The organism is Vermiculatibacterium agrestimuris, from assembly GCF_943193085.1.
Classification (GTDB): Bacteria; Bacillota; Clostridia; order Oscillospirales; family Oscillospiraceae; genus Vermiculatibacterium; species Vermiculatibacterium agrestimuris.
Map to the genome: position 1 here is coordinate 61823 of NZ_CALPCU010000004.1, position 26405 is coordinate 88227.

Genomic DNA, 26405 nt, shown 5'->3' on the forward strand with positions numbered 1-26405 from the left:
CAATATAATAGAACCCTACAGTCCAACATCTTGGAAAGGACGGGAAACCCTTTGAGCGAGAAGACCTTTCAAAAAGTGATGGTGGCCAACCGGGGAGAGATCGCCATCCGCATTTTCCGGGCCTGCTACGACCTGGGCTTGCGCACCGTAGCCATTTACTCCAACGAGGACACCTACGCCCTGTTCCGCACCCGGGCAGACGAGGCCTATCTTATCGGACAGAACAAAAGTCCCCTGGGCGCCTACCTGGACATCCCCGGCATCATCTCGCTGGCCAAGCGCCGGGGGGTGGACGCCATCCACCCGGGTTACGGCTTTCTCTCGGAGAACGCCGACTTTGCCCGGGCCTGCGAGAAGGCGGGGATCGCCTTTGTGGGCCCTCCCTCCGCCGTGCTGGCCCAAATGGGGGACAAACTGGCGGCCAAGGCCACGGCCATCGCCTGCGGCGTGCCCATCATCCCCGGCTCCACCCAGCCCCTGAAGGACGCCGATGAAGCGGTGGAAAAGGCCCTCAGCTACGGCTTCCCCGTCATTTTGAAGGCCGCCGCCGGCGGCGGCGGACGGGGGATGCGCCGGTGCGACAACCCGGAAGAGGTCAAGACCAACTTCCAGCTGGTGAAGAGCGAGGCCAAGAAGGCCTTCGGCAACGACGACATCTTTATCGAGAAATACCTGGTGGAGCCCAAGCACATCGAGGTACAGATCCTGGCCGACAGCTATGGCGGCGTGGTGCATCTGGGGGAGCGGGACTGCTCCCTCCAGCGCCGCTACCAGAAGGTGGTGGAGTTCGCCCCCGCCTGGAGTGTGCCTATGGCGGTGCGGGAAAAGCTGCGCGCCGACGCAGTGAAGATCGCCAGGCAGGTGGGATATGTCAACGCCGGCACTGTGGAGTTCCTGGTGGACAAGGACGGCGGTTATTACTTCATTGAGATGAACCCCCGCATCCAGGTGGAGCACACCGTCACCGAGATGGTCACCGGTGTCGACCTCGTCCGCTCCCAGATCCTCATCGCCCAGGGCTGTCCCCTCTCCGATCCCCGCATCGGCATGGCGAGCCAGGACGACCTGCGGGAGAGCGGCTACGCCATCCAGTGCCGGGTCACCACCGAGGATCCCGCCAACAATTTCGCCCCCGACACCGGGCGTATCACCTCCTACCGCTCCGGCGGCGGCTTTGGCGTCCGGCTGGACGGCGGCAACGCCTATACCGGCGCGGTCATCTCCCCCTATTATGACTCCCTGCTGGTAAAGGTCACCGCCTGGGACAACACCTTTGCCGGGGCCTGCCACAAGGCCGGGCGGGCCATCAGCGAGGAGCATGTCCGGGGGGTGAAGACCAATATCCCCTTTATTACCAACATCCTCACCCACCCCCAGTTCCAGGCCGGGGCCTGCCACACCAAGTTCATCGACGAGACCCCCGAGCTGTTTGAGTTTGAGAACAGCCGGGATCGGGCCACCAAGGTGCTGCGCTATATCGCCGAGATCCAGGTGAAAAATCCCGACACCCAGCGCAAGCAGCTGGAGATCCCCCGGTTCCCCGTCCCCTCCCGGGCGATGAAAAAGGAGGACGGCCTCAAGGCCCTGCTGGATGAAAAGGGCCCTGAGGCGCTCAGCCGCTGGGTGCTGGAGCAGAAAAAGCTCCTCATCACCGACACCACCCTTCGGGACGCCCACCAGTCCCTTCTCTCCACCCGGATGCGCACCCGGGACATGGCCCTGGCCGCGCCGGGGACTGCGGAGATCCTGAAGGACTGCTTCTCCCTGGAGATGTGGGGCGGCGCCACCTTCGACGTGGCCTACCGCTTCCTTCACGAGTCCCCCTGGGAGCGGCTGGACATCCTGCGTCAGGCCATCCCCAACATCCCCTTCCAGATGCTTCTGCGGGGCGCCAATGCCGTGGGCTATGCCAACTACCCGGACAACCTGGTGCGGGAGTTCATCCACCAGGCCGCACTCTGCGGCATCGACATTTTCCGCGTCTTCGACTCTCTCAACTGGCTGCCCGGCATGGAGGTGGCCATGGACGAGGTGCTCAAGCAGGGCAAGTTCTGTGAGGCCGCCGTGTGCTACACCGGCGACCTGGCCGACCCCAAGCACGACAAGTATGATCTCAAATATTATGTCAACCTCGCCAAAGAACTGGAGCGCCGGGGCGCCCATATGCTTTGCATCAAGGATATGTCCGGTCTTTTGAAGCCTTACGCCGCCAAGACTCTGGTGAAGGCCCTCAAAGAGGAGGTGGGCATCCCCATCCACCTCCACACCCACGACACCTCCGGCAACCAGATCGCCGCCTATCTCATGGCCGCCGAGGCGGGAGTGGACGTGGTGGACTGCGCGGTGGAATCCATGTCCTCCGCCACCAGCCAGCCCTCCCTCAACGCCCTGGCCGCCGCCCTTCGGGGGCAGGAGCGGGACACAGGGCTCCCCTTTGCCCCTCTCCAGCGGCTCAGCGACTACTGGGCGGACGTACGCCTGCGCTATGGCCGCTTTGAAGGCGGCGTGACCAGTCCCTCCGCCGACATTTACCGCTATGAGATGCCCGGCGGCCAGTACACCAACCTGAAGGCCCAGGTGGAAAGTCTGGGCCTGGGCCACCGCTTCGACGCGGTGAAGGAGATGTACCGGGACGTAAATCTGATGCTGGGGGACATCGTAAAGGTGACTCCTTCCTCCAAGATGGTGGGTGACCTGGCCATCTTCATGGTGCAGAATGACCTGACGCCGGAGACGGTGGTGAGCCAGGGCGAGTCGCTGACATTTCCCGATTCTGTGGTGAGCTACTTCAAGGGCATGATGGGCCAGCCCGCCTGGGGCTTCCCCGAGGAGCTGCAGCAGGTGGTGCTCAAGGGAGAAAAGCCCATTACCTGCCGCCCCGGCGAGCTGCTGCCCCCTGTGGACTTCGCCGCGGCCCGCTCCGAGGTGGAGAAGTTCTACCCCGGCGCCAGCGACCGCACGGTGGTGTCCTGGTGCCTCTACCCCAAGGTGGTGGAGGAGTTCTGTCTCCACCGTCAGGAGTACGGCTATATCACCCGCATGGGCAGTCATGTCTTCTTTGACGGCATGGCTCTGGGGGAGACCAATCAGATCAGTATTGAGGACGGTAAGACCCTGGTGGTCAAGTACCTGGGTCTGGGCGACCTGAACGAGGACGGCACCCGCAACGTCCAATTCGAGCTCAACGGCATGCGCCGGGAGATCGCCGTGGACGATCCCTCCGCCGAAGCGCAGGTCAGCGTCACCCCCATGGCCGATCCCGCCGACAAGAGCCAAGTGGGCTCCTCCATTCCGGGTATGATCTCCAAGCTCGCTGTGAAAACTGGAGACACGGTCAAGAAAAACCAAGTCCTGGCGGTCATCGAGGCCATGAAGATGGAGACCAGCGTGGTGGCCCGGATGGACGGCGTGGTGGAGCGGATCCTGGTCTCCGAAGGCTCTGCGGTGAAGGCCGGCGAGCTGCTCATCACCATCAAATAAGATCCCCAGCGCAAGGCTTGATCTATTTTTCGAAAGGAGCATTTCCTATGGAAACTATCCTGAACCTCCTCCCCCTCACTGACGAGGAGCGGGCCGACTTCCTTGCCGCCGCACCCAATGACGACCACATCTTCTGCCCCGCCCCCGACCTGACCTTCACCCTGGACACCGCCTCCCTGGACAAGATCGCCCGGGCCACGGTGATCCTGGGCTGCGTCCCACCCCATATGCTCACCGGAGCCACAGGTCTGAAGTGGCTCCAGACCTGGTCTGCCGGGGTCAACGCCTACCTGGAACCGGGTGCCCTGCCCCAGGGCGCCATGCTCACCTCTGCCGTGGGCGCTTACGGCCAGGCGGTCTCAGAGCACATGTTTGCCTCCCTCCTGTCCCTGTTGAAGCGCCTGCCCGCCTACCGGGATCACCAGCAAGCCCGGGAGTGGATCGATGAGGGCCGGGTGAAGACCCTCACCGGAGCCACCGTCCTTCTCCTGGGCACCGGCGACCTGGGCAGCCACTTTGCGGGCCTGGTGAAGGCCATGGGAGCCCACACGGTGGGTCTCAACCGCCATCCCGACAAGGCCGTGGCCCATATAGACGAGCTCCACGCGCTCTCTGAGCTGGATGCCTGGCTTCCCAAGGCCGATGTGGTGGCCATGACCCTTCCCGAGACCCCGGAGACCATCCACCTGATAAACGCCGCCCGGCTCTCCCTCATGAAGCCCGACGCCATCCTCATCAACGCCGGCCGGGGCTCCGGCGTGGACTGCCTGGCCCTGGCGGAGACGCTGAAAGCCGGGAAACTCTGGGGCGCGGCGCTGGACGTCACCGAGCCGGAGCCTCTCCCCGGCGATCACCCCCTCTGGGACTGCTCCAATCTGGTGCTCACCCCCCACATCGGCGGCGGCGACCACCTGCCCCAGACCGTGCGGAACATTGTCCACATCGCCCTGGACAACCTGCGCCGCTTCAATGCCCATGAGGCCCTTCGCAATCGGGTGCTTTGATTCCCTTGGTTTCGTCTGCAAAAAATGATACCCTCCTGGTAAAAACTGCCAGGAGGGTATTTTTATGCGGCGCATCCTTATCTGTCTTCTTGTTCTGTCCCTCTGCCCGCTCCCCGCCCGGGCCGCAGAGACGGTGACCCGGGGCGGCTTCGTCCTCCTGCTGTGGGAGGCCGCCGGCGGTGTGCCCTTCGACAAGACCGCCCACCCCTTTACCGACATTTCAGAGGACGGCGTGGCCCAAGCGGTGGCCTGGGCCTATGAAGAGGGCCTGGTTCAAGGTGTGGGCGGCAACCTTTTCGCCCCGGAGCGGCCCCTGAGCCGGGAGGAGTGCGCCCTTCTCCTGCGCCGCAATGACGCCCTGTGGGGCCGGGAAGACTGGGCCGGAGACGGGGCGGCGGCCTGCAATGACTGGGAGGATATCTCCCCCTGGGCAGACGACAGCCTTTACCGGGCCTGCGTCACCGGACGGCTGCCCTGGCGGGAGGGCCGTCTGGCTCCACGGGAGCCGGTAACAGCGGAGGAGGCCAGAGCGTATCTCTCCCCATGGCTTCCGTAACAAAAAAACGCCCCCGGCGGATCATCTCCGCCGGGGGCGTTTTGGTGGGAACAAGGGCCTTATTTCACCAGCTTTTCCAGGGTGTCCCAGTTGTAGCCGCCTTCCTCGATGGCGCCCCATGTATGGAACCGATCTTCCACCATCTGCCAGGTAACATACCAGTAGACGTAGTTCACCTGCAAATGGGCGGGGAGGATCTCCTCAATGATCTTCCGCAGCTGCTTGAAGCCCTCCGGAATACCAGGCACATCGGGAAACCGCACCTCCACCACGCCGGGGTTCCCGGTCTCGCTGACCTGGGCGTTAAGGCCGCAGCCTTTCAGATTGTCGTTGATGGCCGCCAGAGTGAAGCTGTCTCCCCCGATGCGCAGCAGCGCCGCCAAGGCCGCTCTTCGGGCGGGAGGCGTCTCCGCCACCGGCCGGTGGATGAGAAGGCTCTCCAGCCGCTCCAATCCTTCCCCCTCCGCCGTATCCAGCATGGCCTCCCGCTCCAGATCGCTGAGGGCGTCGCTCACCTCATCCAGCGCCCGCCCCTCTCCGGCCAGCTCTCCGGCGGTGTAGATCCCCTGCCGGCTGTATGGCCCCAGGGGCAGCAGCAACTCCCAAAGCTGCTGAGCATGGCTCATGCCGTCACCTCCACCGTCAACGTCTCCAGCTGGGGCAGCTCTCCGTCCGCCACCGCTATATCAGCCGCGGGGGCAGTGATAACGCAGTTGACGACTCCATCCCGGCCAAAGACCAGCTGGTAGAGCTGGGCTACCAGCACATCCTGGCTCAGCCGCTCTCCGGAAAAGAAGTCCCGCAGCGCCTGCTCCACATCGGCCTTCACCTTCTCCAGCCGCGTCTCGTCCGCGGCCTTTACTTCCACGGTCACGTCCACCGGCTTCACCGCGGGGGCCTTTACCGCCACATCCACAGCGATCTCCCGCAGCTGCCGGAAGTGGTCGTCCAGCGCCTCCAAAAGCTCCGCTCCCGGCAGACCGCTCATGGCGGAGACCACCACATCCACCGTCCCAATGCCCCGGTTCCGGGGCAGGACAGTGGCGGCGGCCACCTGCTCAAAGGACAGGGCCGTCTGCTCGTAAAAGGCGGCGTTGGCGCCGTTAGGCATCCGCCGATAGGTCTCCAGCACCCGGGCGCGCAGACTCTCGTCGCTCTCCTCGTCCGCGCCGCCCGTAAAGGCCGCGGCGTTGACGCACCGGCTCACCCCCACCGGCGGCACGGCCATGGCGAGGATGCTTCCGGCGGGTACATTTCCCGCCGTTCCGGCCTCCACCGCCTGGGCAAACACTTCCACCGATGTAGCCCCGGCGGGCAGCACCGCCGCTTCCGCCGTCTCAAACCGCACCAGTCCCGCCGTAGTGCACACCGTCCCCGCCGGGATGATCAGATCGGCTCCCGCGGCGGTGTCCACCGAAAAACGGATCATGCCCTCCGCCGGCAAGGCGCCGCGCCGCTCCAGCGCCCGCAGGGCGGCGTGGCGGTCAAGCCACTCCCCCTGGGCCGTCTGGGGAAAACACTGCCGGGCAAGCCAGTCGGTCTGGACATAGAGCCCGTAGACCTGGGCCGCCACGGCGTAGAGCTTCACCGACAGATCGCTCACTGCCGAGGCCTCCATCCCTGTCTCCTCCCGAAACACCGAGAGCATCTCGTCATAGATCTCCTCAATGGTCTTCATCCTAACCCGCTCACCTCCACTGTTGCCGTCAATGCCTCCCCATGCCAGAGCAGCCTCACCGTCAGCATCCCCCGGTCTCCCTCCTGGGTCAGATTGACGGCGTCTACTGTCACGTCCTCATCGGCAAGGGCCTCCGCCACATATTGCCCCGCCAGGGCCTCCCGCTCCCCCGCCGGGGCCCGGCCCAGCAGGTGGAGCCTGCTGCCCAGCTCCGGCAGAAAGGGAAAACTCCCCCGCCGCACCGTAAGCTTCCAGAGGGCCCGCTCCAGCAGTTCCTGCGCCCCTTGGGCGCTCTGGAACCCACCCTTTTCATCCGGGACATAATCCCCCGCTCGTAAGATCAGCGCCATTGCTTCTACCCCTCCCTGTCATCCGGGGGCGGCGGCCCCACCTGGGTGCCGTTGACCACCAGCAGTCCCGTCACAAAGACCGTGCCGTCCAGCCCCAGGCGCAGACTACACTTTCGGCCGGTAATGAGCACCTCTCCGGGTTTCACAGTGCCCTCCACCGGAACGCCTGCAGCGCAGGTTTTTTCTCCGCTCTCGCCCGTCTTGAGCACCAGCACCTCGTCTCCCAGCTCCGGCGCCCAATGGTAGCCACCCGGGGCGTATACCGTCACGCCCCGGCGCTCTCCCTCCAGCCACACTCCGGCGCTCTGCCCCGGCACCGTCACCGTCCCGGTCAGTGCGCCGCCACGGCCGTCCCGCCGCGGCCGTCTCGAAAGCCACATTCTCCTCACCCCAAAGTCAGTTTTACGCCGGTTCCGCTGCCATCCATCACGGCCTCGGTCTCCCGCACCGTCCACGTCCCCGTCAGAGCCGGCCGGGTCAAAGCCAGCTCTACCCGGTCTCCCGGTTCACAGAACCAGCTCCCCGGCAGCTTCACCTCCACCCGAAACCGCTCCTCAGCGGAGCGATCCAGCTGGAACTGCCCGGAATAGCGCATCGCTTGATAGGCGCTCTTTCCCGGCATCGTGATCACCCGCCGGCACCGCCCTCCCTGGCGGGCAAAGTCCTCATTCACCAGCCGCTGGGTGCCCAGCCTTCCCCGGTCGCGCACCAGGATCTCGGAATACACCCCATACCGCCGATCCCGCCAGCGAACACCGGTAACGCCGCTGCGGTCGTCGATGGTCAGCCGCTGCCCCCGTACCGCTCCATCCACAAAGAGGTTCCCCCACACGTCAAAGCGGGGTTGTATTCCTCCGTGGTACCGGGCAAAGTCGTAGAGCACCTGCCATTCGCTGGCGCCCGTCTCCACCGAAAAGTCCGGCACCGGCGGAAAGGAGGCTATATAGCTCACCTGGATCCCGTAGGGCTCCACATGATCGTGCAGAATATCGGCCAGGGTGGCCACCTGGTAGTCCTGCCCCTCCGCTTCGTTGTCCAGCAGCAGGGCCGCCAGGCCCCGGCCGGAGAGGAAGAGCTCGCCGCCTGCCTCTCCCCACCCCAGCTCATACTCGTCCAAAAGTCCGGTGAACCGCCGCGCGCCATCCTCCTCCACGATCAAGCGGCAGGCGCTTTCCAGCAAGGGCTCCAGCCCACTGTCCCAGATGCAGTGCCCCTCAAAGCTGTCGCAGGGTACGCTCTCCGTGCGCTTGAGCTTCCATGCCGTAAAGGGCGGCAGGTCGATCCTGCCGCCCCCGGCGGTGAGCAAATATCCTGTCATCATTGCAGCCGCACCCTCTCTCCCGGGTATATCAGGTTGGGGTTTTTGATCTGGGGGTTCAGGGCAATGACCTCCGTCACTGTTTTACCATAGCGCTGGGCAATGTTCCAAAGGCACTCTCCCTTGGCCACCGTGTGCCACAGCTCTTCGGCTGTCCCGGCGCTCTGTGTCACCGCCGCCGTCCCCCCGCCATTGTAGGTAAGCGCGCTTCTGGCGTAGGGCTGATAGCCGTTGTAGCCCTCCCAAAAGGTAAATGTGTATTTCACATAGTCCTTTCTGGGCTCTTGGGCCAAGCTCAGCTCCACAAAATAGGCGTTGGCCGCCTGCCACACCGGATGCACCAGTACCCCCGGCCCCTCCTGGTAAAACACGCAGGCCAACGCCTGAAAGGTCTCATAGGCTTTCTCTCCCACAAATTCTCCCTGGCCTTTCATCACCCGCCGGGTCGGCCCCAGATCCTGCAAGTGATACCGGCCGAAAGGCACCTTGTGCAGCCCCATCTCCCGTTTATACTCGATGGTGTATACCCTGGGGTTGTGCGGCCAGACAAAATCCTTGTACCGCATGGGTGCAAGCTCCATGACATCTCCTCCTAACGCAGGGCAAAATCCCCTCCATACCGCCAGGCGTCCCGCTCCACCGCCCGGTCAAGGTTTTCCACACTCAGCCCTTCTGCCGCCGTACTCTCCGGCAGGATCACAGAGAAAGCTCTCCGCTCCCCCTGCACGAAGCGCGTCCCCCGCTGTGCCGCCTTCAGCGTGTCCCACAGCGGCAGGGCCTCTCCGGCCGCCGCCTCCTGCCAAAAAACCTCTGCGGGGCCCGCACGCTCCAGACTCGTCCCGATCGCTTCCCTAGAGCTTAACACGTCTTTTTCCTCCGGCCGCGGCGGCCGTTGCCCAATGGCCGCCGCGCCTCCCGCTCGAAGATGCGCCTCCTCCGCTTGAAAGTCCAACGGTACCTCCGCCGTCAGCGCGCGGGGCCACGGACGCCCAGCCGCTTCCCTCTGCGCCTCTTCCATATCCTCGCCGCCGCTCTCTCCGGGCGTGCGTCTCCGGTCATCCTGCGGCAGTCCCTGGGCGCCGCCGCTCTCCCCGGCTCTCACCGCCCAAAATGCCCCAGGCTCCAGCCCCCAGTCCATCTCTTCCTCTCTGTCAAAGCCCAGAGCCTCTTCCAAATAATCCGTCAAGCCCTCTCACCTCCCATGGCGCGAAACCGCTCCATGTCGAACCCATGGTTCTCTCCGCACTCTTCCACCCTCGCGCCGCACACCGGGCACCGCCCCTCCTGGGCCTCCGCCCGGCAGCTGGGACACAGCCGCGAGAGCTCCTCCTCTCCATCCAGCACCAGATTGAGGGCGCACCACAGGTAATCCCGGTGGGTCATCGCCCCGACCCGCTCCTCGGTGGGCAGCGCTCCAAAAGCCTTGAGCACGCGCCACTGAAGGCGCTCATAAGGCGCGTGCTCCAATCTTTTTTTGCCCTGTCCACCGCCTTCTCGTCCCAGGGGGCCGGGTCGCACTCCCGGTCAAAGTCCCGCCATCTCTTGGCCAGCTGGGCGATCTGTCCCGCCGTCAGTGCCTCCAGGACTTCCGCTCCACTTTCAAAGGCGGGTTCCCCCTCCCGCAAAAGGGCATGGGCCAGCAGACAGGCGTTGGAGCACAGCGCCCTGTCCCTCTCCCCCTGCGCCAGGGCCTCCCCCTCGCTCCAGGCCTCCAGTTCCTCCCTGGCAGAAAGCAGCCGTCCCGTCCAGCCGTCCCCCAGATCCTTTTTCCGGGGCATATTCAACAGTCCGCTCCTCATCGCAGCGCGGTCTCCACCCGCCGGGCGGCGACAATGGTCACTTTCTCCAGCACCATATCTCCCAGCTTCCCCGTCTCGCTGAGATCCTGCCACTGGCAGCCGGAGTAGATGATCCGCCTGTCCGGCTTGCAGATGACCAAATTGAAATCCTCCAGCTCATGGAAGCTCATACCCCCCTTGGCCGCCTCCTCGGTGGCGTAGAGCCGGGTAAGGACTACCGTGTGCTTTCTGGGCCCCGGGATGGTGGCCACCGGCTCGCTCTCGCCGAAGGCCTCCACCACAGAGCTGGTCTTGGTGGTCTGGGCGGAGTAGCTCTGTACCACCGCCAGCTTCTTCCCGTTGAGCTCCAGATAGATGTCTGCGCTGGTGGGAAATTGATTTGCGATCATATGCCTCCCCCTTATACCGTGATGCTGGCGCTCAGCCAGATCTGGTTGAGCCCGTGGGCCACCGTAAACTGAAACTCCACCAGGCACACCGTGGGCTTGTCCTCCACAGCGGATACCCTCACCCCGTCATACCCTGTGATGATCTCCTCGTCCAGCTTTTTCTCCAGTTCCACGATCACCTGGCTGCGAATGGCCTCCCGGCCCTGCTGCGTGTTCTTGGCCCTGTTGAAGCGCAGGCGCAGCGCGTCCCGCAGGCCGGGGATCACATTGTCCACCACCCGAATGGTGGTCAGCTCCCGCCAGGTGGGATCCTCCACATCGTTCGTCTTGGTGCGGGTGGTCACCGCCCGCATCACACTGACCACGCCGCCGGTGGCCTCCAAGGGCGTCACGCCCCCCAGCACCATAGCGTCGATGTCATTGTCCGTCCACTCCGTCTCCAGCTCGGTAATGTCCTTCAGCTCCATGCCGCCCAAAGGCACAGCGGGGTCGCTCTCCCCGGCGATCGCCCCCGCCAGGGCGGCGGCCGCCTCGGCGCCGCCGGAGCTCACCAGCACCATCCGCTCGCTGTTGAGGGCGCCGGCCCGCTCCACCAACTTGGCCGCCGCCTCCCCTGTCTCGTTGCACACTACGCCCAGCCGCTCCCTCCGGGCCTCAGAGGCGGCTTTCACCCCGTTGCGCAGAACCTGCTGCACCGAAGGCTTGTGGGAATCGCACGTCACTACCCGGATATCCCCGATCTTCTCCAGGGCGGCAAAGGCGGCGGCGTAGCCGCTCTCCTCGCTTACAGGCGCCGCGTACACCTTGGCCGCCCCGTTGCGGAAGATCAACCGAATGAGCCCGGTGATGGCCTCGTTCTCCGTAAAGACGCTCACCGCCTGCTCATAACTGTTCAGCGTATAGACCTTTCCCGCCTCCCCCGCGGCGCACACCGCCGCCAGGCCCACGCTGCCGCTGCCGGAGCGGCCGCTGGTCACCGAGGAAGTATTGTAGACCGAGTACACGCCCGGCCTCTGGTGTTCTGTCACATTCATACCTTGCTCTCTCCCTTCACCTCAAAGTCCAGGAAGGCTCCGTCCTCCTCCCCGGTCTCCGCCACCGCCCAGGCCGAAAACCGCGCCTGAGCAGGGCATACATAACGTTTTGCCGTCTGATCATAGACCGTCTCTCCGGCGGAAAAGCCCACGCTGCGCAGCCCCTCCGGCCCACCTTGGCTCAGCGCGGCACCCAGCGCGTCTATCCCGGTCTGCACCTCCTCCGCCGTGGCGGCGGAGATATCCACGCCGAAGGTGAGCTCCACCTTCTTGCCGTAGCGCTCCTTCCACTGACCGCTGCCCAGGTCGTACCACTCTCCCAGATAGTCCCGAAAGCCCGGCGTGCCGCCCTCAATGGCCCGCAGGGATACCGCCGCCGCGGCCCTTCCCGGCCGCAGCCGCCCCGCCTGCCCCCAGGCGGTCACCGCCTCCAGCCCGCACTGTCTCAGGTACTCCGCCAACGCCTGGCGCAGTGTCGCCGTGTCTCTCATACTTCACACTCCCCATCCATCTCCTCCGCCACCGCCCAGCGGTAGAGCGTCTCCTCGCCGATGGCATATTCCCTCTTTCGGATGGGCCGGAACTGCCGGTCTGCCCAGATCAAAGTATCCACGTCCTCCAGCTTCTCCTCTGCGGGGCCCAAATAGAGCCATTTCCCCACCGGAGCTATCCCCAGTACCGTGGGCTCCTCTCCCGCGGCCTTCTCCCGCACCGGCTGAAAAAAGGCCCGCACCTGAACGCGCTCCTCTCCCCGGCACAGGCTTACCTTCTGTCCATACTGGCCCAGAAGCTTCCTCCAAAGTCCGCTCTCCATCAGCCTCTGACCCCCCGAAAAACAAACCCCTCGTCCCGCAGGTACGGCTTCATCACCTGCATCGCCTGCATCCGCAGGGCCTCTCCCCGGTTCTCGCCCTCCCTCTTGCGGATGGTCACATCTCCTGCGGTGAAGGAGGTCACATCCCCCTCCCCCGCCGTCTCCAGCTCCGCCAGGGCCAGCCATGCGCCCGCCAAAACAAAGGCCGCGCCGCACGCCTCCGGGGTAAGACCGCCGCGAAGCTGGCCTGCCAGCGCTTCGGCGGCATGACCGCACAGAAGGGTAAGCTCCTCGCTCTCCTCCCGTCCGCTGAGCAGTACGGCAGTCTTCACGATGCTCTCTACCACTTCGTTCCCTCCTTCCTTTTTGCGATATAGGCCGGGAGGCGGAACACCTCCCGGCCTATAATCTCATCAGACCGTCAACACCTTGGATGCGTCCTGGAATACCTTGGCAAAGCCGTTGACCACCGTCACGGCGGCCCGCTCCAGCTGCCGGTCGATGAGCTTGTCGTACTCCACCGTCACATCAGAGCCCCGCACCATCTCCAGGGCATAGCGCCGGTCAAGGCCGATGACCTTCCCCTGGCCCAGGGCGGAGGTGCGGATCAGATTGGCCCCCAGGGGCGTGGTGAGCTTGCCGGTGCCCTGGAAATTCAGCCCCGTCATGGGATCGCGCAGCTCCTCCATCTTGAGCATCTGCACCATCATGTCCCCCGATGCCAGCAGGGTGTTCATCTCATAGGGGTCAAACTGGGCCCAGAAGTCCACCAGTTCGTTATAGGTCAGCTTCCCGGCGGTGCCGCCCATGGGAGCAGTGCCCACCTGGAAGCTCTCGGCGGCGTTCCCATTACCGTCCCCATTCTCAATGACCTGGATGGCGTCCTCCAGCAGATTCCGGCTGATGTATGCGCCGATCTGCCGCAGGGTCACAGAAAACAGATCCAACTTCTGATAACGAATGGCCTCGTAGGGTGCCACCAGCATCCGGCCCCGCTTGTGGAGCTTGACCATATTCCCCTGGGCCTTGATCATGGTCTGGGGGATGGCCGCCCCCGCCTCCACCCGGCGCAGCTCCTTCTCGCTGCCGCCAGCGGCAGAGGAGATGGAGCGGTAATCCATGCCGTCGATGTGGGTCTCCGCGGCCACGATGGAGGGCAGCACATTGTTCTCCTCCATGCCCTGCCACACGCTGCGGCTCACATACTCCGGAAACAGGACGGCGGATTGGGCGGACTGGAAAAACTTGTCCACCACGTCGCTGCCGGTGCCCTTGACCCTGATGTCAAACCGCTTGAGCTGCCGCTGATAGGCGTCCAGCCCCTCCAGAGCGGTGCCCTTATACCGCTCCGAGGGATCCTCGCTCTCCAGCACGGCGGTAAAGCTCTTCCCCGCCACGCCGTACATTCCCTTCTCCAGCTTCAAATTGTCAAACTGATAACTCATCTGCCCGTACCTCCTCACATTTTGATGGTGACGCTGCCGTCCCCGGCGGCCACCACCAGATACTCCTGGCTCTTATCGCCGCTGGCGGCCTTTTTCACGCCGCCCTTTCCGTCTGCCGTCAGGCTCACATGACCCGCCGCCACCGTCTTGTCCTCACACTTCACCTGGGCCAGTCCGGTCACCTGCACCGAAGCGCAGCCCTCCCGGACGGCCTCGGCCACGCCGCAGAACCGCTCCCCGGCAGCGCAGCTGTCCACAGCGGAGTCCCCGCTCAGCTTCACCACCTGCCCCGCCTCTACGCCCTCGCCGGCATAGAAGGTGGCTGTCACCACTCCGATCCCCTCAAACGAAACCTTACCAGTCATACCCTGCTCCTCCTCCATCAAAAATGTTATACCAAAAAGGCCCCGTCCCTCTCAGACGGGGACTCCTTGACCGCCATGTATGTCAGCTGCGCGCCCCCGGCCCACTTTTTTTCTCCCTTTTGGGAAAAGAGGCTCTTCAGCGCTTTCAGCTCCTCCTCATTCAGCTTCCCGGCAATGGAGCGGGCCACCGCCGCGTCCAGCTCCGGCTCGCATACCGCCCCCAGCCGGAGCACCTCGGCCCTAAGCTCCTCCAGATACCGCCGCCCCAATCCGGCGGCCTTCTCCAGCTCCTCCAGCTCCCGGCAGGTCTCCGGCCTCTGGCAGGCCAGCTCCTTCAGGCCGGGCCCCATGCCCTTCATGACCCCGGCCCTCCGCTGGGCAGGCACCGCCACAAACGACCACTCATAGGCATCCTTAGCCCCAGTCAGCTCCGCCCAGCAGAGCTTGCCGTTGTATGTACGTCCCTTCACGTGGTCGCACGTTCCCAGCTCTTCGCCGCAGATAGAGCAAACCGCCCTCTCCACCGCGCAACCCACACTGACCTCTTTCTTGATGCCCCCCTCGATCTGTGCGATGAGCTCTGCATTGCCCTCGGTGCGAAGCATGTAGGCCCACCCCTTCAGATAGCAGGCCGGGTCCCCCGCCCGGGTCAAACCGGGCTCCTCCACCACCTCAGTTTTGTAGATGCGCGCGCTCTGTCCCTGAGTCGACCAGTTGTGGTCAAAAATACCGCTCTTCCCCACAAACATCTCGCCCAGCGCCTCCAACGTCTCCCTGGGAAACCGCTCCCACTCCCGGTCCACCTCATTGTCGCAAAGACGTACCGTGAAGGTGTAGACCTCCTCTGCCGTCAGCTCTTTCCGGGCCAGGGCGTTGATGCGCGAGAGCTCCTCACCGCTCACCGGGCACCCGCCCCCGGCATTTGCCTCCTTTATGATCCTCATTCCGTCTCCTCCCTCTCTGCTCTCAGCTGTTCCGCCTGTTCATGGTACAGCTCCGCCCTGGCTTCCTCCACCAAGTCCTGGAGCGTAATGTCCTCCCAGTCCACCTCTACCTTCCCGGCGTAGCCGTGAAGCCGCATCCATGTCTCGCAGATCCGCTCCACCACCGGAGTCAGCATCCGCCGCAGGGCGGTGATCTCGCTGGTCATCATGTCAGCCTGCTGGGCGCTCATCCGCTCGGTAGACGACCAGGACAGTCCCAGCAAAAAAGGCGGTATGCCCGTCTTGGCCAAAAGCTGCTCCAGGATCTGCCGCACCGGGGCCTGGCTGTCCAGGATCTGTCCATCCGCCCCGATGACCTTGATCTCCACATCACCCACAGCCACAAAATCCCGCACGTTTCCGCTCTTCCCGGCTTGCATGGCCGCCGACCACTCCCTGGCGATCTCCTCGCCCCTCTCCCGGGCCCAGTGGGCGTCCCCCTCGCCGGGTCTATACACCACGGCGAACCGGGCATTGCCCATCCGCTCCCAGTTGACGCCTACCGCCTGATAGATCTTCAGCAAAATGCCCGTCAAAAACGGCATAGAGCGCATGAGAGACACCCCGTAGGGCTCGTTTACCTCCGGCTGATAAGGGGTAAACAGAAGCAGCTCCTGCCGGGGCAGCTCCTCCACCGTCCCGTCCCCTCTCCGGGCGCAGATGGTGAACTCCAGCGGGCTCTCCCCCTCCTTGAAGACCACCCGGGCCGGGTCGGCGCACAGCAGGGCCTCCACCTCCCGGCCCTCCCAGTCCACCACGATCTCTCCCACTCCCCGGCCGCACACCAGCATGGAATCCAGGTAAGTGTCCAGAAAGGCCTGAATCCCCCGCTGTCCCCGGCCGGTGTTCACCGAGCGCAGAAACTCCTCCAGTTCCTCCTGTCCCTCCTGTACCGTGACCCTGACCCCTCCGGCCAGCCGCACCAGCTTCCCGATGGCGGCGTCCACCAGAGGCACCCCCTCCCGGATGGCCCGGTACAGCGCGATCTCTCCGCTTCTCATCGGCACATATCCGTCCAGCGCGCCGAAGGGATGCCTTTCCCCCTCCCGAAGCTGTACTGTCGGAGCCGCCGTCTTCTTTCGTTCAAACCACTTCATCCTTCCGCTCCTTCCCTTCCTACCAGCCCGTCCGCTCCACACCGAAACCTCCGATGAACCGTTCCGTCCTCCCCAGGCTCACCGCAAAATAGCGGATGTCGTCCATTGCGTGATCGTTTTTCTTCACCACCCGGTCTCCCACTGCCCGCTCATCCCAGTGGTAGAGGGAAAACTCCCGAATGGCGTCCTCGCAGCCCTCGCAGATGACCAGCTTCCTCTGCCGCAGCAGGTCGGCTGTGACCCGGATGCCGGAGAGCACCTCGTTTTCCGCCGGACAGACCTTCCACCCCCGCTGCCGCAGGGCCGTCATAAAGCTGGCCGCCGAGGGATCCACCACCACCCGCTCGATGGGCCGCCCTGCCGCCAGAGCCTCCAGATCGGCCGCATACTCCAGATCGGTCTTCTGCCGTCCCTCTTTCCGGGAATCATAATAGAACTCCTTCACCCGGTACCAGACCTCGCCCTGTCTTCCCCAAAGTCCCATAGACATGGGGTTCACTGTCCCGTAATCGCAGGAGATGCGCCACTGCTCCATCTCCCCCGCCGGCACGCTTTCCACCATGCCCCGGTCAAAAAAGTCGTATACCAGCCCCTGCGCGCCTACCCACTGTCCCAATATGTACCGCCGGTAGAAGTTCCCCTGGAAGCTGCGTTCGTACCGCTCCAGCACCGCGGGGCTCAAAGAGGGGTTGTCCCTCATGGTGAACCTCACCCGCAGGGCCCGTCTGTCCTCCGCCCTGCTCACCCACTCGCGGTAAAACCAGTGCTCCGGACTGCCCGGATTGCAGGAAAACCAAACCTTTGCCCCCTCCACGGAGCACCTGGCCACCGTCTGCTCTACCAGTGACCGGGGCAATAGCACCACCTCGTCCAGCAGCGCCCCCGCCAGGGTGGCCCCCTGAATGGTATCCGCGCTGTTCTCTCCCATGCCGCCAAAGAGGTAAAAGGTGTTCTCCCGTCCGCCGAAACGTACCTTCAGGGTATTTTGGCTCTTTATCTCCCGGACAGAGAATCCCAGCTCCTTTAATACGGGCCTCAGCCGGCTGATCAGGTTGCGCCGCAGGGCTCCCATGGTCTTTCCGCACAGGGCGAACTGCTCCCCCTGGAACCGCTTCATGGCCCAGCAGAAAAAGGACAGCCCCATACAGAAGGTCTTGCCGCTGCGGATCGCCCCCTCACAGATGACGGCGTCCCAGTCCCGCCACGGAGAGGCGTCGCACCACCAATCCATCACCTGTCTCTGCTTGTCTGAAAAAGTCTGAACCGACAATCAGCTCTCCCCTTTTTCCCTCTTGGCGCTCTTCTCCAGCGCCCGATAAAGCTGATCCGCCTGGGGCGACTCCATATGCTCCGCCAGCCACTTCAGGGTCTCCACCCTATCGATGAACTTCAGCTCTACCGCCCCGTCGCCGCTGCGCTTGATCTCTTTTACCGCCGACAGATCCAGCCCCTTGATAAGCTCCATCTCGTCCTCACCAATAAACGCCAGGCGTATTGCGTCATTGACGGGGCTCTGGGCCAGTTTTTTGATCTTCTCCAAGACCTTTTCTCGGTTCTCCATCCGGGCCGCCCCCTTTCACCTCCCCCGTTTTGCCCCGTTTTTGTTTCATGTCCGCATACAAATAGAGACGGCCTCTTTTCTTCCCGGCCCAAACTTTTTCCAGGTTCTTATGGAAACTTTGGAAAATCATCTTTACATTTTTTACATTATGGTGCTATAATGACAATGTATTTTTGCGTACTGTCCAGGAAACTGGTTACAATAGATTTTGGTCGGGATCCTTTCCGGCCCTACAACATTCCTCGAAACTGTGTGTTTTCAAGGGATATGAGCAAGGGAGCTGCTTATATTTTGACGAAATATGTGATTCGCGGCGGAAAGCCGCTTTTCGGTGCGGTGGACATCTCCGGCGCCAAAAACGCCGCAGTGGCTATCCTCCCCGCCGCCCTTTTGGTAGACGGCGTCTGCCGGATCGAAAATGTCCCCCAAATCAGTGACGTGACCCTCATTTTGAATATCCTTCAGGAGCTGGGCGCCGATGTGCGGACGATCAACCGCACCACGGTGGAGATCGACTGCTCCCATATCCGTAACGCCATGGTGCCCGATACCCTGGCCCGGAAGATTCGCGCCTCTTATTACTTTATCGGCGCGATGCTGGGCCGCTTTGGCTCCGCCCAGGTAGCTCTGCCCGGCGGCTGTGACTTTGGCGGCCGTCCCATTGATCTGCATATCAAGGGCTTTGTGTCCATGGGCGCCGAGGTGGACGTAAAGGGCGGCCTTATCCGTGCCACGGCCGAAAACGGCCATATGGTGGGCACCACCGTCTACATGGACATGTCCTCCGTAGGTGCCACCATGAACATCATGCTGGCTGCTGTCCTGGCCGAGGGCACCACCGTCATTGAAAACGCCGCCAAAGAGCCCCATATCGTAGATCTGGCCAATTTCCTCAACTCCATGGGAGCCTCCATCATGGGTGCCGGCACTGACGTTATCAAGATCCGCGGTGTGGATCATCTCTCCGGCGGCAGCTATTCCATCATCCCCGACCAGATCGAGGCAGGCACCTATATGGCCGCCGTCACCGCCACCGGCGGTGAAGTCCTCATTAAGAACGTGATCCCCAAGCACCTGGAATGCATCACCGCCAAGCTCATCGAGATGGGTGCGGAAGTAGAGGAGATGGACGACGCCGTCCTTATCCGCCGCAACCGTCCTCTGGAGCGCACCAATATCAAGACTCTGCCCTACCCCGGCTTCCCCACGGATATGCAGCCCCAGGTGGCCGCCTGTCTGTGTCTGGCCCAGGGTACCAGCGTCCTCACCGAGGGCGTGTGGGACAACCGTTACCGTTATGTGGACGAGTTCCGCCGTATGGGCGCTCAGATCCAGGTAGACGGTAAGATCGCCGTCATCGAGGGCGTCAGCCAGCTCACCGGCGCCGCCGTGGAGGCCTGCGACCTCCGGGCCGGGGCCGCTCTGGTCATCGCCGGCCTTGCCGCCCAGGGCTCCACCGAGATCAGCCAGGTGCGCCACATTGAGCGCGGCTATGAGGACATCGTCCGCAAGCTCTCCGGCATCGGCGCGGATATCCGCGTGGTCGTGACCCCCGACGAGGCCAAGGCCGCCCAGGTGGGCTGAATCCCGTCGATTTTGAGCGGCAGCTTTGCTGCCGCTTTTTTGATGCGATCACTCCCTCCCCCCAGCGGCAAAGACCTATCTCTTACATATAAAGGAGCCAACACATGGAGCTTCGAACCTTAGCCAGCGGTTCTTCCGGCAACTGCGCCCTTCTCTCCCACCAGGGCGCCCACCTGCTTATCGACGCCGGCGTCTCCTGCCGCCGGATCACCACCGCTCTGGATATCTGCGGAATAGACCCCCGGTCTCTCTCCGCTATCCTCATCACCCACGAGCACTCCGACCACATCGCCGGTCTCGCCACTCTGATGAAAAAGTACCGTCTGCCTGTCTATACCAGCCCCGGCACCGCCCGGCAGCTGTGCTACCGTATCGCCGCCATAGAGGATGTCCTCCATCCCGTCTCCCCCAGTGACAGCTTCGACCTGCCCCCCTTCCATATCACCGCCTTCCCCACCCCGCACGACGCCGCCCAGTCTATGGGCTTTACCTTCGAAGCGGCGCATCGTAAGGCCGCCCTGGTCACTGACCTGGGCCATGTCACGCCGGAAGTCCTCTCCGCCGTGTCGGGGGCCCACCTGCTGGTCTGCGAGAGCAATCACGACGTGGACTGGGTGCTCTCCGGCCCCTACCCCTATCCCCTCAAGCGGCGCATCCTCGGCGAGCAGGGCCACCTCTCCAATGAGGCCGGAGCCCGTCTGGCTCTGACCTGTGTGGAGCAGGGGGCCAAGACCGTCCTTCTGGCCCACCTTTCCGCTGAGAACAACACCCCCGCTCACGCCCTGATGACGGCGGAAACCATCTTCCGCGCCGCAGGCATAGATCCCCATCGGGACGTACTTTTGGCCGCCGCCCCCCGAAATGAACTCTCTCCCCGATATGAGGTGTGACCCGTGGTAAATGTGCATATCATCTGCGTGGGCAAGCTGAAGGAAAAATTTTTTGCCGACGCCGCGGCGGAATATGTCAAGCGGCTGGGCGCATACTGCCGTCTGCAAATCACGGAACTCGCCGAGGAAAAGCTACCCCAGAACCCCTCCCCGGCCCAGATCGACGCCGCCCTCGCCAGGGAAGCCGCCGCCATCCGCGCCAAAATCCCACCCCACTCTCAGGTCACCGCCCTGTGCGTGGAGGGCCGTATGCGCTCCAGTCAGGAGCTGGCCGCCAAACTTCGGGGCAGTGTCTGGGGCGACGGCGCCGCCAAGCGTCTGGTCTTCCTCATCGGTGGCTCCTATGGCCTGGACGAGGCGCTGAAACAGGAGGCCGGCGACCGTCTTTCCATGTCCCCCATGACCTTCCCCCACCACCTGTTCCGTGTCATGCTCTTAGAGCAGCTTTACCGCGCCTTCAAGATCAACGAGGGCTCCGCCTATCACAAATAACGCCTTCCACAGGCTTCCAAGCCCCGGCGCGGCCGGGGTTCTCTCTTTTTTATGGAACTTCCCCAAATCTCTATTGAACCGCGCCCCCTCTTTGTGCTATAATTACAGTACCAAATTATGGAATGGAGGTCGTTTCCCATGTCCTATCGTGATACTTACGAAAAATGGCTCGCCTCTCCCGCGCTTAGCGAGGCCGAGAGGGCTGAACTAAAAGCCATCTCCAACGACGACAAAGAGATCGAATCCCGTTTCTTCGCCCCTCTGGAATTCGGTACCGCCGGTCTCCGGGGCACGATGTGCGTAGGTCTACACCAGATGAACGTCCACGTGATCCGTCATGCCACCCAGGCCTTTGCCGAGGTCATCCTGGCCGAGGGGCCGGATGCGGTGAAGAAGGGCGTGGCCGTCTGCCATGACTGCCGCAACCATGGCCGGGAGTTTGCCGAGGAGGTCTGTTCCGTCATGGCCGGCAACGGCATCCCCACCCGCATCTTCGACGCCCTGCGCCCCACTCCGGAGGTCTCCTTTGCCATCCGGGAGTATGGCTGCATCGCCGGCGTCAACGTCACCGCCAGCCACAACCCCAAGGAGTATAACGGCTATAAGGTCTACTGGGCCGACGGCGCCCAGCTCCCCCCCCACCATGCCGACGCCATCGCCAAGAAAATGGGTGAGATCGACATTTTTGACGGCATCAAGCGCATGGACTACGCCGAGGCCGTAAAAGCCGGCTTGGTCACCATCATGGGCGGGGAGACCGACGAAAAATTCCTTGCCAATGTCATGGGCCAGGCCACCGATAAGGCCGTGGTGGCCAAGGTGGCCGATCAGTTCAAAATGGTCTATACCCCCTTCCACGGCACCGGCCACAAGCTCATCCCCGAGGCTCTGAAGCGTCTGGGCATGAAGCACGTCATCTGCGTACCGGAGCAAATGGTGTTGGACGGCAACTTCCCCACGGTGGTCTCTCCCAACCCGGAGAACCCCGAGGGCTTTGCCCTGGCCATCGAGCTGGCCGACAAGGAGGGGGCCGACTTCATCCTGGGCAGTGACCCTGACGCCGACCGCATCGGCCTCATGGTGCGGGGCAAGGACGGCAAATTTATCGTCCTCACCGGCAACCAGACCGGCGTTCTCCTTCTGGACTATGTCATCGGCGCCAAAAAGCGTATGGGCACGCTTCCCGCCAATGCCGTGGCCCTGAAAACCATCGTCACCACCGAGATGGCCCGCAAGGTCTGCGAGGTCAACGGCGTGAAGATGTTCGACACCTTTACCGGCTTCAAGTTCATGGCGGAAAAGAAAAACGCCCTGGAGGAGGCCGGCGAGGGAAAGGTCATCTTCTCCTACGAGGAGAGCTACGGTTACATGCTGGGCGACTACGTCCGGGATAAGGACGCCGTCACCGCCTCTCTGGTGGCCTCCGAGATGGCCGCCTGGTATTACGACCGGGGCATGACCCTCTACGACGCCCTCCAGGAGCTCTATGTCAAGTACGGCGATTACCAGGAGAAGACCCTGAACCTGGTCATGCCCGGCCTGGATGGCCTGCAAAAAATGGCCCAACTCATGGCCGACCTGCGCGCCCAGCCCCCGGTAGAGATCGCCGGCGTGGCCGTCAAGGAGCAGAAGGACTACAAGGACGGCTCCGTGGTCACAGTCTCCTCCGGCGCCAGAGGCCAAATGGAGCTCAAGGGCTCCAACGTCCTGCGTTATGAGCTCTCCGACGGCACCAGCCTCATCGTCCGTCCCTCCGGCACCGAACCCAAGGTGAAGGTCTATATCCTCACCAGCGGCGCCTCCAAAGCCGAGTGCACCGACAAGGTGGCCAAGTACGCCGCCTGGGCAGAGACCCTGAAAAAGTAAATCGTACCACTCTATCAGCGGCCCGGCCTTCCAAAAAAGGCCGGGCCTTTTTGCGCTTTTTCCCCATTTTTCGGGCACTTTTACGCAGTAAATTGCGACTGTGATTTCTCTCCGGTCTACCAAATGTCTACCAAAATCCCCCTTCAAACCGCTGTCCCCCAACGGCTTCAAAAATTACCAATATTTGGTGTCTACCAGATGTCTACCACCATCACTTTTCCGGCCGGAAAACGCTGTTTCCCGGCCGTTTTTTATGCTTTTCCTCACTTTTTTGGCCACATCAGTGGTGTCATACTTGGAAAGCAACAGAAAAAGTCCTTATTTTTCAAGGCTTTCAAGCGACAAACTTCGTCAAAATAAAAAAGGAGGAACAATCCATGAACAACCTCAAGCGCGTCCTCAGCTTGGGTCTCACTGGTGCGATGCTCGCTGGGCTTCTCACTGTGGGTGCCAGCGCTGCGGACTTCACGGACGTCGACAAGATCGAGCACGACGAAGCCGTGAACGTACTGGTTGCCCTGGACATTGTCGATGGCAAGCCTGACGGCTCCTTCGACCCCGAGGGCAACGTGACCCGTGCCGAGATGGCCAAGATGATCGCCGTCGCCATGAACGGCGGCAGCGAGGCCAACACCGGCACCAAGACCACTCCCACCTACACCGACATTGGCGGTCACTGGGCGGAGAGCTTCATCGAGTACTGCGCCGACCTGGGCATCATCTCCGGCCGGGGCGACGGTACCTTCGATCCCGGCGCTAACGTCACCGGTCTCGAGGCCACCAAGATGGTTCTGACCGCCATGGGCTTTGACGCCGCCGCTTATAAGCTGACCGGTGCTTCCTGGGCTGTCCGCACCGACGAGGTCGCCCGCACCATGACCGGCACCGGCTGGACGGACAACGGTGGTACTTTCCACTCCGAGCCCGGCATGTACGACGGCCTGGAGAGCGTCATGATGGCCACTCCCGCCACCCGTGACACCGCCGCCCAGCTCATCTGGAACGGCCTGCAGAACCGCACCCGTACCGTGCAGCCCACCACCAACACCAACTCCGGTTCCGTTGAGTGGACTTACATCACCAACGGCTCCACCCTGCTCAACCAGCGCTACAACGCCAATGTGACCACCGGCACCTTCGTGGGCAACTACTACACCGGCGACACCAGCGTCAAGGGCGAGATCAACGTGGGCGGCGCCAGCATCCCCTCCGACTTTGACATCTCCAACATCGGCGAGGAAGTCAAGGTCATCTGGAAGGACGGCACCCGCGGCACCAAGGGCATTCTGGACGCCAAGGACGTCATCTTCGGCGTGTTCAACACCGGCGCCACCCGTGTGGTCACCGGCACCCTGGCCGACGTGAAGGATCAGAAGTCCGCCAAGGCTCAGATCAACATCGGCGGTGTCAAGTATGACCTGACCACCAACGTCACCGTTGGCAACGCCACCTCTGATGTCGGCGTGGACGTCATCGTCAACTATGCCAACCAGGTCACCCGCACCGGCGACGTTCTCACCGCCAACGGCCTGAAGAACTACTCCACTGCCACTCTCACCAATGGCACCAGCAGCGGCAACAACACGCTGACCGACGACCTGAAGAAGGCCACCGGCGATACCATCAAGGCTATCATCGATCCCGACACCAACAAGGTCACCAAGATCTACGTCACCACCACCAAGCTGGCCGCCGTCACCGCTGTCAACAGTGAGAAGATCACGATGAACAACAACGTGGGCGCCATCAAGTTTGAGGACAACGACGTGGAAGAGGGCCTGAAGAAGGGCGACGTGGTCGCCGTCACCGTCCTCTACAAGGCTAAGGCCACCGACGACGACGCCTACACCATCGTGAAGAAGGCCGAGACCGTCGAGGGCGAGGTCAGCGCTTGGAAGGAGAGCGAGACCGTCACTGTGGACGGCGTTGCTCAGAAGGTCTACAACAAGGCCGCTACCTTCATGCTCACCGGCACCGCCATTCCCGACGAGGACAACACCATCACCACCTTCAAGGACACCGGCAACACCTATATCGGTGAGGAAGTCTGCCTCTACATGGTCAACGGCTATGTGGGCGCCGCTGTCCAGACCTCTGAGTCTGCCAGCAACTACTCCCTGGTCACCGAGGTCAAGGGCGGCGTCAGCACCACCGGCGGTGTGTTCTCCGGCCTGGAGCTCCAGGTGATGGACGGCGAGGGCAAGACCTCCATCATCAAGGTTCACAAGGACAGCGTTTCCGGCGCGCAGAGCACCGATTACTCCGTGGGCGACATCGTCACCTACACCACCACCAGCGACGGCCAGGCCAAGGTCACCAAGGAAGGCGCCATCAGCTACACCGACCTGGGCGCCTATGACGACGAGAAGAAGACCTTCGGCTCCGGCACTTCCGCTGCCGCCGCCAACGCCGCCACCCTGGTCACCAACGACTGCGTCGTCTTCATGGAGACCAAGCAGACCGGCGGAACCACCGCTGTACCCGCCGCTGCCGATATGACCGGCAGCGACAACCTCCTTCTCTCCGGCGCTGAGTACAAGGTCTATCGGCTCCGCGACCTGAAGAGCTTCGGCATCGGCGGCACCACCTCCACTCCCAAGAAGGGCGTGACCACCGTCATCAACAAGGACGGCAAGGTCGTGGCTGCCTTCGTCAACTACCAGGGCAACCCCAACGGCGCCAGCGACACTAAGGTCTACGGCATCGTCAGCGCCTTCAACGGCCGCATCAAGGACTACTACACCTACACCGTGCAGTCCAACGGCGAGAGCTACACCGTCAACGTGGATGTGGCCTCCGGCGCGCCCCTGAGCAAGGGCGACCTGGTCTTCTTCGACCGCACCAGCGACGACAACTATAACGCCAACGATGTGACCAAGGTCACCCTCGGCGCTCAGACCATCGCTGTTTGGACCAAGGAGGCCGAGGCCACCAACGTGACCTACTACACCGGCACCGTGGCCCAGGACGGCAACATCAAGGGTATCGGCCAGAAGACCGACGCTCTGGAGAAGGATGCCCCCATCATCTACGTGGACACCAAGAACGACAAGTCCGAGGCTGAGGGCTCCATCACCGCCTTTGATGCCGTTACTGGCTATGCCAACGCCATTCTCATCAAGGACGCCACCAGCGGCAAGGTCAAGGCCATCTTCGTGGAGACCTCCAACGAGGAGAACATCAACGGCGTGACCCCCACTCAGGGTACTCTGTCCGCCGCTGACATCCTGGCCATGGAGGACGGCACCTTCGTGCCCTCCGACAAGACCGCTCTGGCCAGTTCCGCTGCCGCCAATGAGCTGCGCGTGTTCAAGTTCACCGCTGACACGACCAACGACAAAGTCAAGCTGGAGATCAAGGACAGTTCCAACACGGTCGTCTACACCGAGACTGCCACTCTGACCAGCGCCGACGGCGAGGGCCACTACTTCTGGGTCGCCGTGGGCAAGCTGAGTGTGACTGGCGCCAACAGCACCAAGACTGGCTCTTGGGCTACGGACGCCGACGGCAACACCGTTACCGCCGCGCCCGCCGGCAGCTATACCTACACCATCACTGCTGGTACCGATGGCTCCACCTACGGCGCCACCCTTTCCAGCGGCAGCTTCACCATCTGATCTTAACTGCCTTCGCAGTAGATCGGCTGTAAATAAAAACAAGCCCCGAACCGTTTGGTTCGGGGCTTGTTTTACACGGAGAA

General features: G+C 62.9%; 28 protein-coding genes. 8 read left to right on the forward strand and 20 right to left on the reverse strand.

The annotated features are described in order from the left end of the window. Nucleotides 1–51: 51 nt before the first annotated feature. The 3 genes from NFR87_RS02250 to NFR87_RS02260 all read left to right on the forward strand — a co-directional run bounded on the left by NFR87_RS02250 (nt 52) and on the right by NFR87_RS02260 (nt 5040). Nucleotides 52–3480 carry a pyruvate carboxylase gene (locus tag NFR87_RS02250; protein WP_277613117.1) on the forward strand — a complete coding sequence of 1143 codons (3429 nt, stop codon included), beginning with the start codon at nt 52–54 and terminating at the stop codon, nt 3478–3480. Nucleotides 3481–3527: 47 nt separating this feature from the next. Beyond that, nucleotides 3528–4484, forward strand: a complete 957-nt coding sequence (locus NFR87_RS02255; protein ID WP_251445740.1) for a D-2-hydroxyacid dehydrogenase — start codon at nt 3528–3530, stop codon at nt 4482–4484. 64 nt (nt 4485–4548) lie between these two features. Beyond that, on the forward strand, nt 4549–5040 hold the full coding sequence (locus NFR87_RS02260; protein WP_251445743.1) for an S-layer homology domain-containing protein: 492 nt from the start codon (nt 4549–4551) through the stop codon (nt 5038–5040). Nucleotides 5041–5099: 59 nt separating this feature from the next. On the opposite strand, the gene NFR87_RS02265 is transcribed toward NFR87_RS02260, so the two are convergent. From NFR87_RS02265 to NFR87_RS02360, 20 genes are all read right to left on the reverse strand, one after another. After that, nucleotides 5100–5666, reverse strand: a complete 567-nt coding sequence (locus NFR87_RS02265; RefSeq protein WP_251445745.1) for a YmfQ family protein — start codon at nt 5664–5666, stop codon at nt 5100–5102. Then, on the reverse strand, nt 5663–6718 hold the full coding sequence (locus NFR87_RS02270) for a baseplate J/gp47 family protein (protein WP_251445748.1): 1056 nt from the start codon (nt 6716–6718) through the stop codon (nt 5663–5665). The genes NFR87_RS02265 and NFR87_RS02270 overlap by 4 nt, the downstream gene beginning before the upstream one ends. Beyond that, on the reverse strand, nt 6715–7068 hold the full coding sequence (locus NFR87_RS02275) for a hypothetical protein (RefSeq protein ID WP_251445752.1): 354 nt from the start codon (nt 7066–7068) through the stop codon (nt 6715–6717). Before NFR87_RS02275 ends, NFR87_RS02270 begins: the two co-directional genes overlap by 4 nt. 5 nt (nt 7069–7073) lie before the next feature. Continuing rightward, complete coding sequence (locus NFR87_RS02280; RefSeq protein ID WP_251445755.1) at nt 7074–7448, reverse strand: hypothetical protein; 375 nt, start codon at nt 7446–7448, stop codon at nt 7074–7076. A gap of 5 nt (nt 7449–7453) precedes the next feature. Then, complete coding sequence (locus NFR87_RS02285; protein ID WP_251445758.1) at nt 7454–8389, reverse strand: hypothetical protein; 936 nt, start codon at nt 8387–8389, stop codon at nt 7454–7456. Then, nucleotides 8386–8967, reverse strand: coding sequence for a LysM peptidoglycan-binding domain-containing protein (locus NFR87_RS02290; protein WP_251445761.1), 582 nt, complete (start codon nt 8965–8967; stop codon nt 8386–8388). Before NFR87_RS02290 ends, NFR87_RS02285 begins: the two co-directional genes overlap by 4 nt. Before the next feature lie 11 nt (nt 8968–8978). Beyond that, on the reverse strand, nt 8979–9572 hold the full coding sequence (locus NFR87_RS02295) for a hypothetical protein (protein ID WP_251445764.1): 594 nt from the start codon (nt 9570–9572) through the stop codon (nt 8979–8981). Continuing rightward, nucleotides 9569–9769 (reverse strand): molybdopterin oxidoreductase, encoded by a 201-nt coding sequence (locus NFR87_RS02300; RefSeq protein ID WP_251445767.1) that lies wholly within the window; start codon nt 9767–9769, stop codon nt 9569–9571. Before NFR87_RS02300 ends, NFR87_RS02295 begins: the two co-directional genes overlap by 4 nt. Beyond that, nucleotides 9766–10164: a hypothetical protein gene (locus NFR87_RS02305; protein ID WP_251445770.1), complete on the reverse strand. Its 399-nt coding sequence runs from the start codon at nt 10162–10164 to the stop codon at nt 9766–9768. Before NFR87_RS02305 ends, NFR87_RS02300 begins: the two co-directional genes overlap by 4 nt. Nucleotides 10165–10181: 17 nt before the next feature. Beyond that, nucleotides 10182–10574 (reverse strand): hypothetical protein, encoded by a 393-nt coding sequence (locus NFR87_RS02310; protein ID WP_251445774.1) that lies wholly within the window; start codon nt 10572–10574, stop codon nt 10182–10184. A gap of 11 nt (nt 10575–10585) precedes the next feature. Then, nucleotides 10586–11608, reverse strand: a complete 1023-nt coding sequence (locus NFR87_RS02315; protein ID WP_251445777.1) for a phage tail sheath C-terminal domain-containing protein — start codon at nt 11606–11608, stop codon at nt 10586–10588. Beyond that, on the reverse strand, nt 11605–12099 hold the full coding sequence (locus NFR87_RS02320) for a hypothetical protein (RefSeq protein WP_251445780.1): 495 nt from the start codon (nt 12097–12099) through the stop codon (nt 11605–11607). The genes NFR87_RS02315 and NFR87_RS02320 overlap by 4 nt, the downstream gene beginning before the upstream one ends. Next, a complete protein-coding gene (locus NFR87_RS02325) occupies nt 12096–12422 on the reverse strand; it encodes a hypothetical protein (RefSeq protein WP_251445782.1) in 327 nt (108 codons plus the stop codon). The genes NFR87_RS02320 and NFR87_RS02325 overlap by 4 nt, the downstream gene beginning before the upstream one ends. Further along, nucleotides 12422–12769, reverse strand: coding sequence for a hypothetical protein (locus NFR87_RS02330; RefSeq protein WP_251445785.1), 348 nt, complete (start codon nt 12767–12769; stop codon nt 12422–12424). Before NFR87_RS02330 ends, NFR87_RS02325 begins: the two co-directional genes overlap by 1 nt. A gap of 66 nt (nt 12770–12835) precedes the next feature. Further along, on the reverse strand, nt 12836–13867 hold the full coding sequence (locus tag NFR87_RS02335; protein ID WP_251445788.1) for a phage major capsid protein: 1032 nt from the start codon (nt 13865–13867) through the stop codon (nt 12836–12838). 14 nt (nt 13868–13881) lie between these two features. After that, complete coding sequence (locus NFR87_RS02340) at nt 13882–14232, reverse strand: hypothetical protein (protein ID WP_251445790.1); 351 nt, start codon at nt 14230–14232, stop codon at nt 13882–13884. Between the two features lie 26 nt (nt 14233–14258). Beyond that, the gene (locus tag NFR87_RS02345) at nt 14259–15176 is read right to left on the reverse strand and encodes a hypothetical protein (protein WP_251445793.1); all 918 of its coding nucleotides are present in this window, start codon (nt 15174–15176) and stop codon (nt 14259–14261) included. Further along, nucleotides 15173–16312 carry a phage portal protein gene (locus NFR87_RS02350; protein WP_251445903.1) on the reverse strand — a complete coding sequence of 380 codons (1140 nt, stop codon included), beginning with the start codon at nt 16310–16312 and terminating at the stop codon, nt 15173–15175. The genes NFR87_RS02345 and NFR87_RS02350 overlap by 4 nt, the downstream gene beginning before the upstream one ends. Before the next feature lie 19 nt (nt 16313–16331). Further along, the gene (locus NFR87_RS02355; RefSeq protein WP_251445796.1) at nt 16332–17543 is read right to left on the reverse strand and encodes a PBSX family phage terminase large subunit; all 1212 of its coding nucleotides are present in this window, start codon (nt 17541–17543) and stop codon (nt 16332–16334) included. Nucleotides 17544–17582: 39 nt separating this feature from the next. After that, nucleotides 17583–17873, reverse strand: coding sequence for an XRE family transcriptional regulator (locus tag NFR87_RS02360; protein WP_251445799.1), 291 nt, complete (start codon nt 17871–17873; stop codon nt 17583–17585). A 291-nt stretch (nt 17874–18164) separates the two neighbouring features. On the opposite strand from NFR87_RS02360, the gene NFR87_RS02365 reads away from it, so the two are divergent. From NFR87_RS02365 to NFR87_RS02385, 5 genes are all read left to right on the forward strand, one after another. Further along, nucleotides 18165–19457, forward strand: a complete 1293-nt coding sequence (locus NFR87_RS02365; protein ID WP_251445802.1) for a UDP-N-acetylglucosamine 1-carboxyvinyltransferase — start codon at nt 18165–18167, stop codon at nt 19455–19457. A 104-nt stretch (nt 19458–19561) separates the two neighbouring features. Beyond that, nucleotides 19562–20347 carry an MBL fold metallo-hydrolase gene (locus NFR87_RS02370; RefSeq protein ID WP_251445805.1) on the forward strand — a complete coding sequence of 262 codons (786 nt, stop codon included), beginning with the start codon at nt 19562–19564 and terminating at the stop codon, nt 20345–20347. 3 nt (nt 20348–20350) lie between these two features. Beyond that, complete coding sequence (gene rlmH, locus NFR87_RS02375) at nt 20351–20839, forward strand: 23S rRNA (pseudouridine(1915)-N(3))-methyltransferase RlmH (RefSeq protein WP_251445808.1); 489 nt, start codon at nt 20351–20353, stop codon at nt 20837–20839. A gap of 138 nt (nt 20840–20977) precedes the next feature. After that, nucleotides 20978–22705 carry a phospho-sugar mutase gene (locus NFR87_RS02380; RefSeq protein ID WP_251445811.1) on the forward strand — a complete coding sequence of 576 codons (1728 nt, stop codon included), beginning with the start codon at nt 20978–20980 and terminating at the stop codon, nt 22703–22705. A gap of 377 nt (nt 22706–23082) precedes the next feature. After that, nucleotides 23083–26322, forward strand: coding sequence for an S-layer homology domain-containing protein (locus NFR87_RS02385; protein ID WP_251445814.1), 3240 nt, complete (start codon nt 23083–23085; stop codon nt 26320–26322). Nucleotides 26323–26405: the final 83 nt, after the last annotated feature.

Bases quoted from the DNA above. Each gene is read 5' to 3' on its own strand.
- NFR87_RS02255 (WP_251445740.1), top strand. From the start codon at position 3,528: ATGGAAACTATCCTGAACCTCCTCCCCCTCACTGACGAGGAGCGGGCC.
- NFR87_RS02260 (WP_251445743.1), top strand. From the start codon at position 4,549: ATGCGGCGCATCCTTATCTGTCTTCTTGTTCTGTCCCTCTGCCCGCTC.
- NFR87_RS02265 (WP_251445745.1), bottom strand. From the start codon at position 5,666: ATGAGCCATGCTCAGCAGCTTTGGGAGTTGCTGCTGCCCCTGGGGCCA.
- NFR87_RS02270 (WP_251445748.1), bottom strand. From the start codon at position 6,718: ATGAAGACCATTGAGGAGATCTATGACGAGATGCTCTCGGTGTTTCGG.
- NFR87_RS02275 (WP_251445752.1), bottom strand. From the start codon at position 7,068: ATGGCGCTGATCTTACGAGCGGGGGATTATGTCCCGGATGAAAAGGGT.
- NFR87_RS02280 (WP_251445755.1), bottom strand. From the start codon at position 7,448: ATGTGGCTTTCGAGACGGCCGCGGCGGGACGGCCGTGGCGGCGCACTG.
- NFR87_RS02285 (WP_251445758.1), bottom strand. From the start codon at position 8,389: ATGATGACAGGATATTTGCTCACCGCCGGGGGCGGCAGGATCGACCTG.
- NFR87_RS02290 (WP_251445761.1), bottom strand. From the start codon at position 8,967: ATGGAGCTTGCACCCATGCGGTACAAGGATTTTGTCTGGCCGCACAAC.
- NFR87_RS02300 (WP_251445767.1), bottom strand. From the start codon at position 9,769: ATGACCCACCGGGATTACCTGTGGTGCGCCCTCAATCTGGTGCTGGAT.
- NFR87_RS02305 (WP_251445770.1), bottom strand. From the start codon at position 10,164: ATGCCCCGGAAAAAGGATCTGGGGGACGGCTGGACGGGACGGCTGCTT.
- NFR87_RS02310 (WP_251445774.1), bottom strand. From the start codon at position 10,574: ATGATCGCAAATCAATTTCCCACCAGCGCAGACATCTATCTGGAGCTC.
- NFR87_RS02315 (WP_251445777.1), bottom strand. From the start codon at position 11,608: ATGAATGTGACAGAACACCAGAGGCCGGGCGTGTACTCGGTCTACAAT.
- NFR87_RS02320 (WP_251445780.1), bottom strand. From the start codon at position 12,099: ATGAGAGACACGGCGACACTGCGCCAGGCGTTGGCGGAGTACCTGAGA.
- NFR87_RS02325 (WP_251445782.1), bottom strand. From the start codon at position 12,422: ATGGAGAGCGGACTTTGGAGGAAGCTTCTGGGCCAGTATGGACAGAAG.
- NFR87_RS02335 (WP_251445788.1), bottom strand. From the start codon at position 13,867: ATGAGTTATCAGTTTGACAATTTGAAGCTGGAGAAGGGAATGTACGGC.
- NFR87_RS02340 (WP_251445790.1), bottom strand. From the start codon at position 14,232: ATGACTGGTAAGGTTTCGTTTGAGGGGATCGGAGTGGTGACAGCCACC.
- NFR87_RS02345 (WP_251445793.1), bottom strand. From the start codon at position 15,176: ATGAGGATCATAAAGGAGGCAAATGCCGGGGGCGGGTGCCCGGTGAGC.
- NFR87_RS02350 (WP_251445903.1), bottom strand. From the start codon at position 16,312: ATGAAGTGGTTTGAACGAAAGAAGACGGCGGCTCCGACAGTACAGCTT.
- NFR87_RS02355 (WP_251445796.1), bottom strand. From the start codon at position 17,543: ATGGATTGGTGGTGCGACGCCTCTCCGTGGCGGGACTGGGACGCCGTC.
- NFR87_RS02360 (WP_251445799.1), bottom strand. From the start codon at position 17,873: ATGGAGAACCGAGAAAAGGTCTTGGAGAAGATCAAAAAACTGGCCCAG.
- NFR87_RS02370 (WP_251445805.1), top strand. From the start codon at position 19,562: ATGGAGCTTCGAACCTTAGCCAGCGGTTCTTCCGGCAACTGCGCCCTT.
- NFR87_RS02380 (WP_251445811.1), top strand. From the start codon at position 20,978: ATGTCCTATCGTGATACTTACGAAAAATGGCTCGCCTCTCCCGCGCTT.
- NFR87_RS02385 (WP_251445814.1), top strand. From the start codon at position 23,083: ATGAACAACCTCAAGCGCGTCCTCAGCTTGGGTCTCACTGGTGCGATG.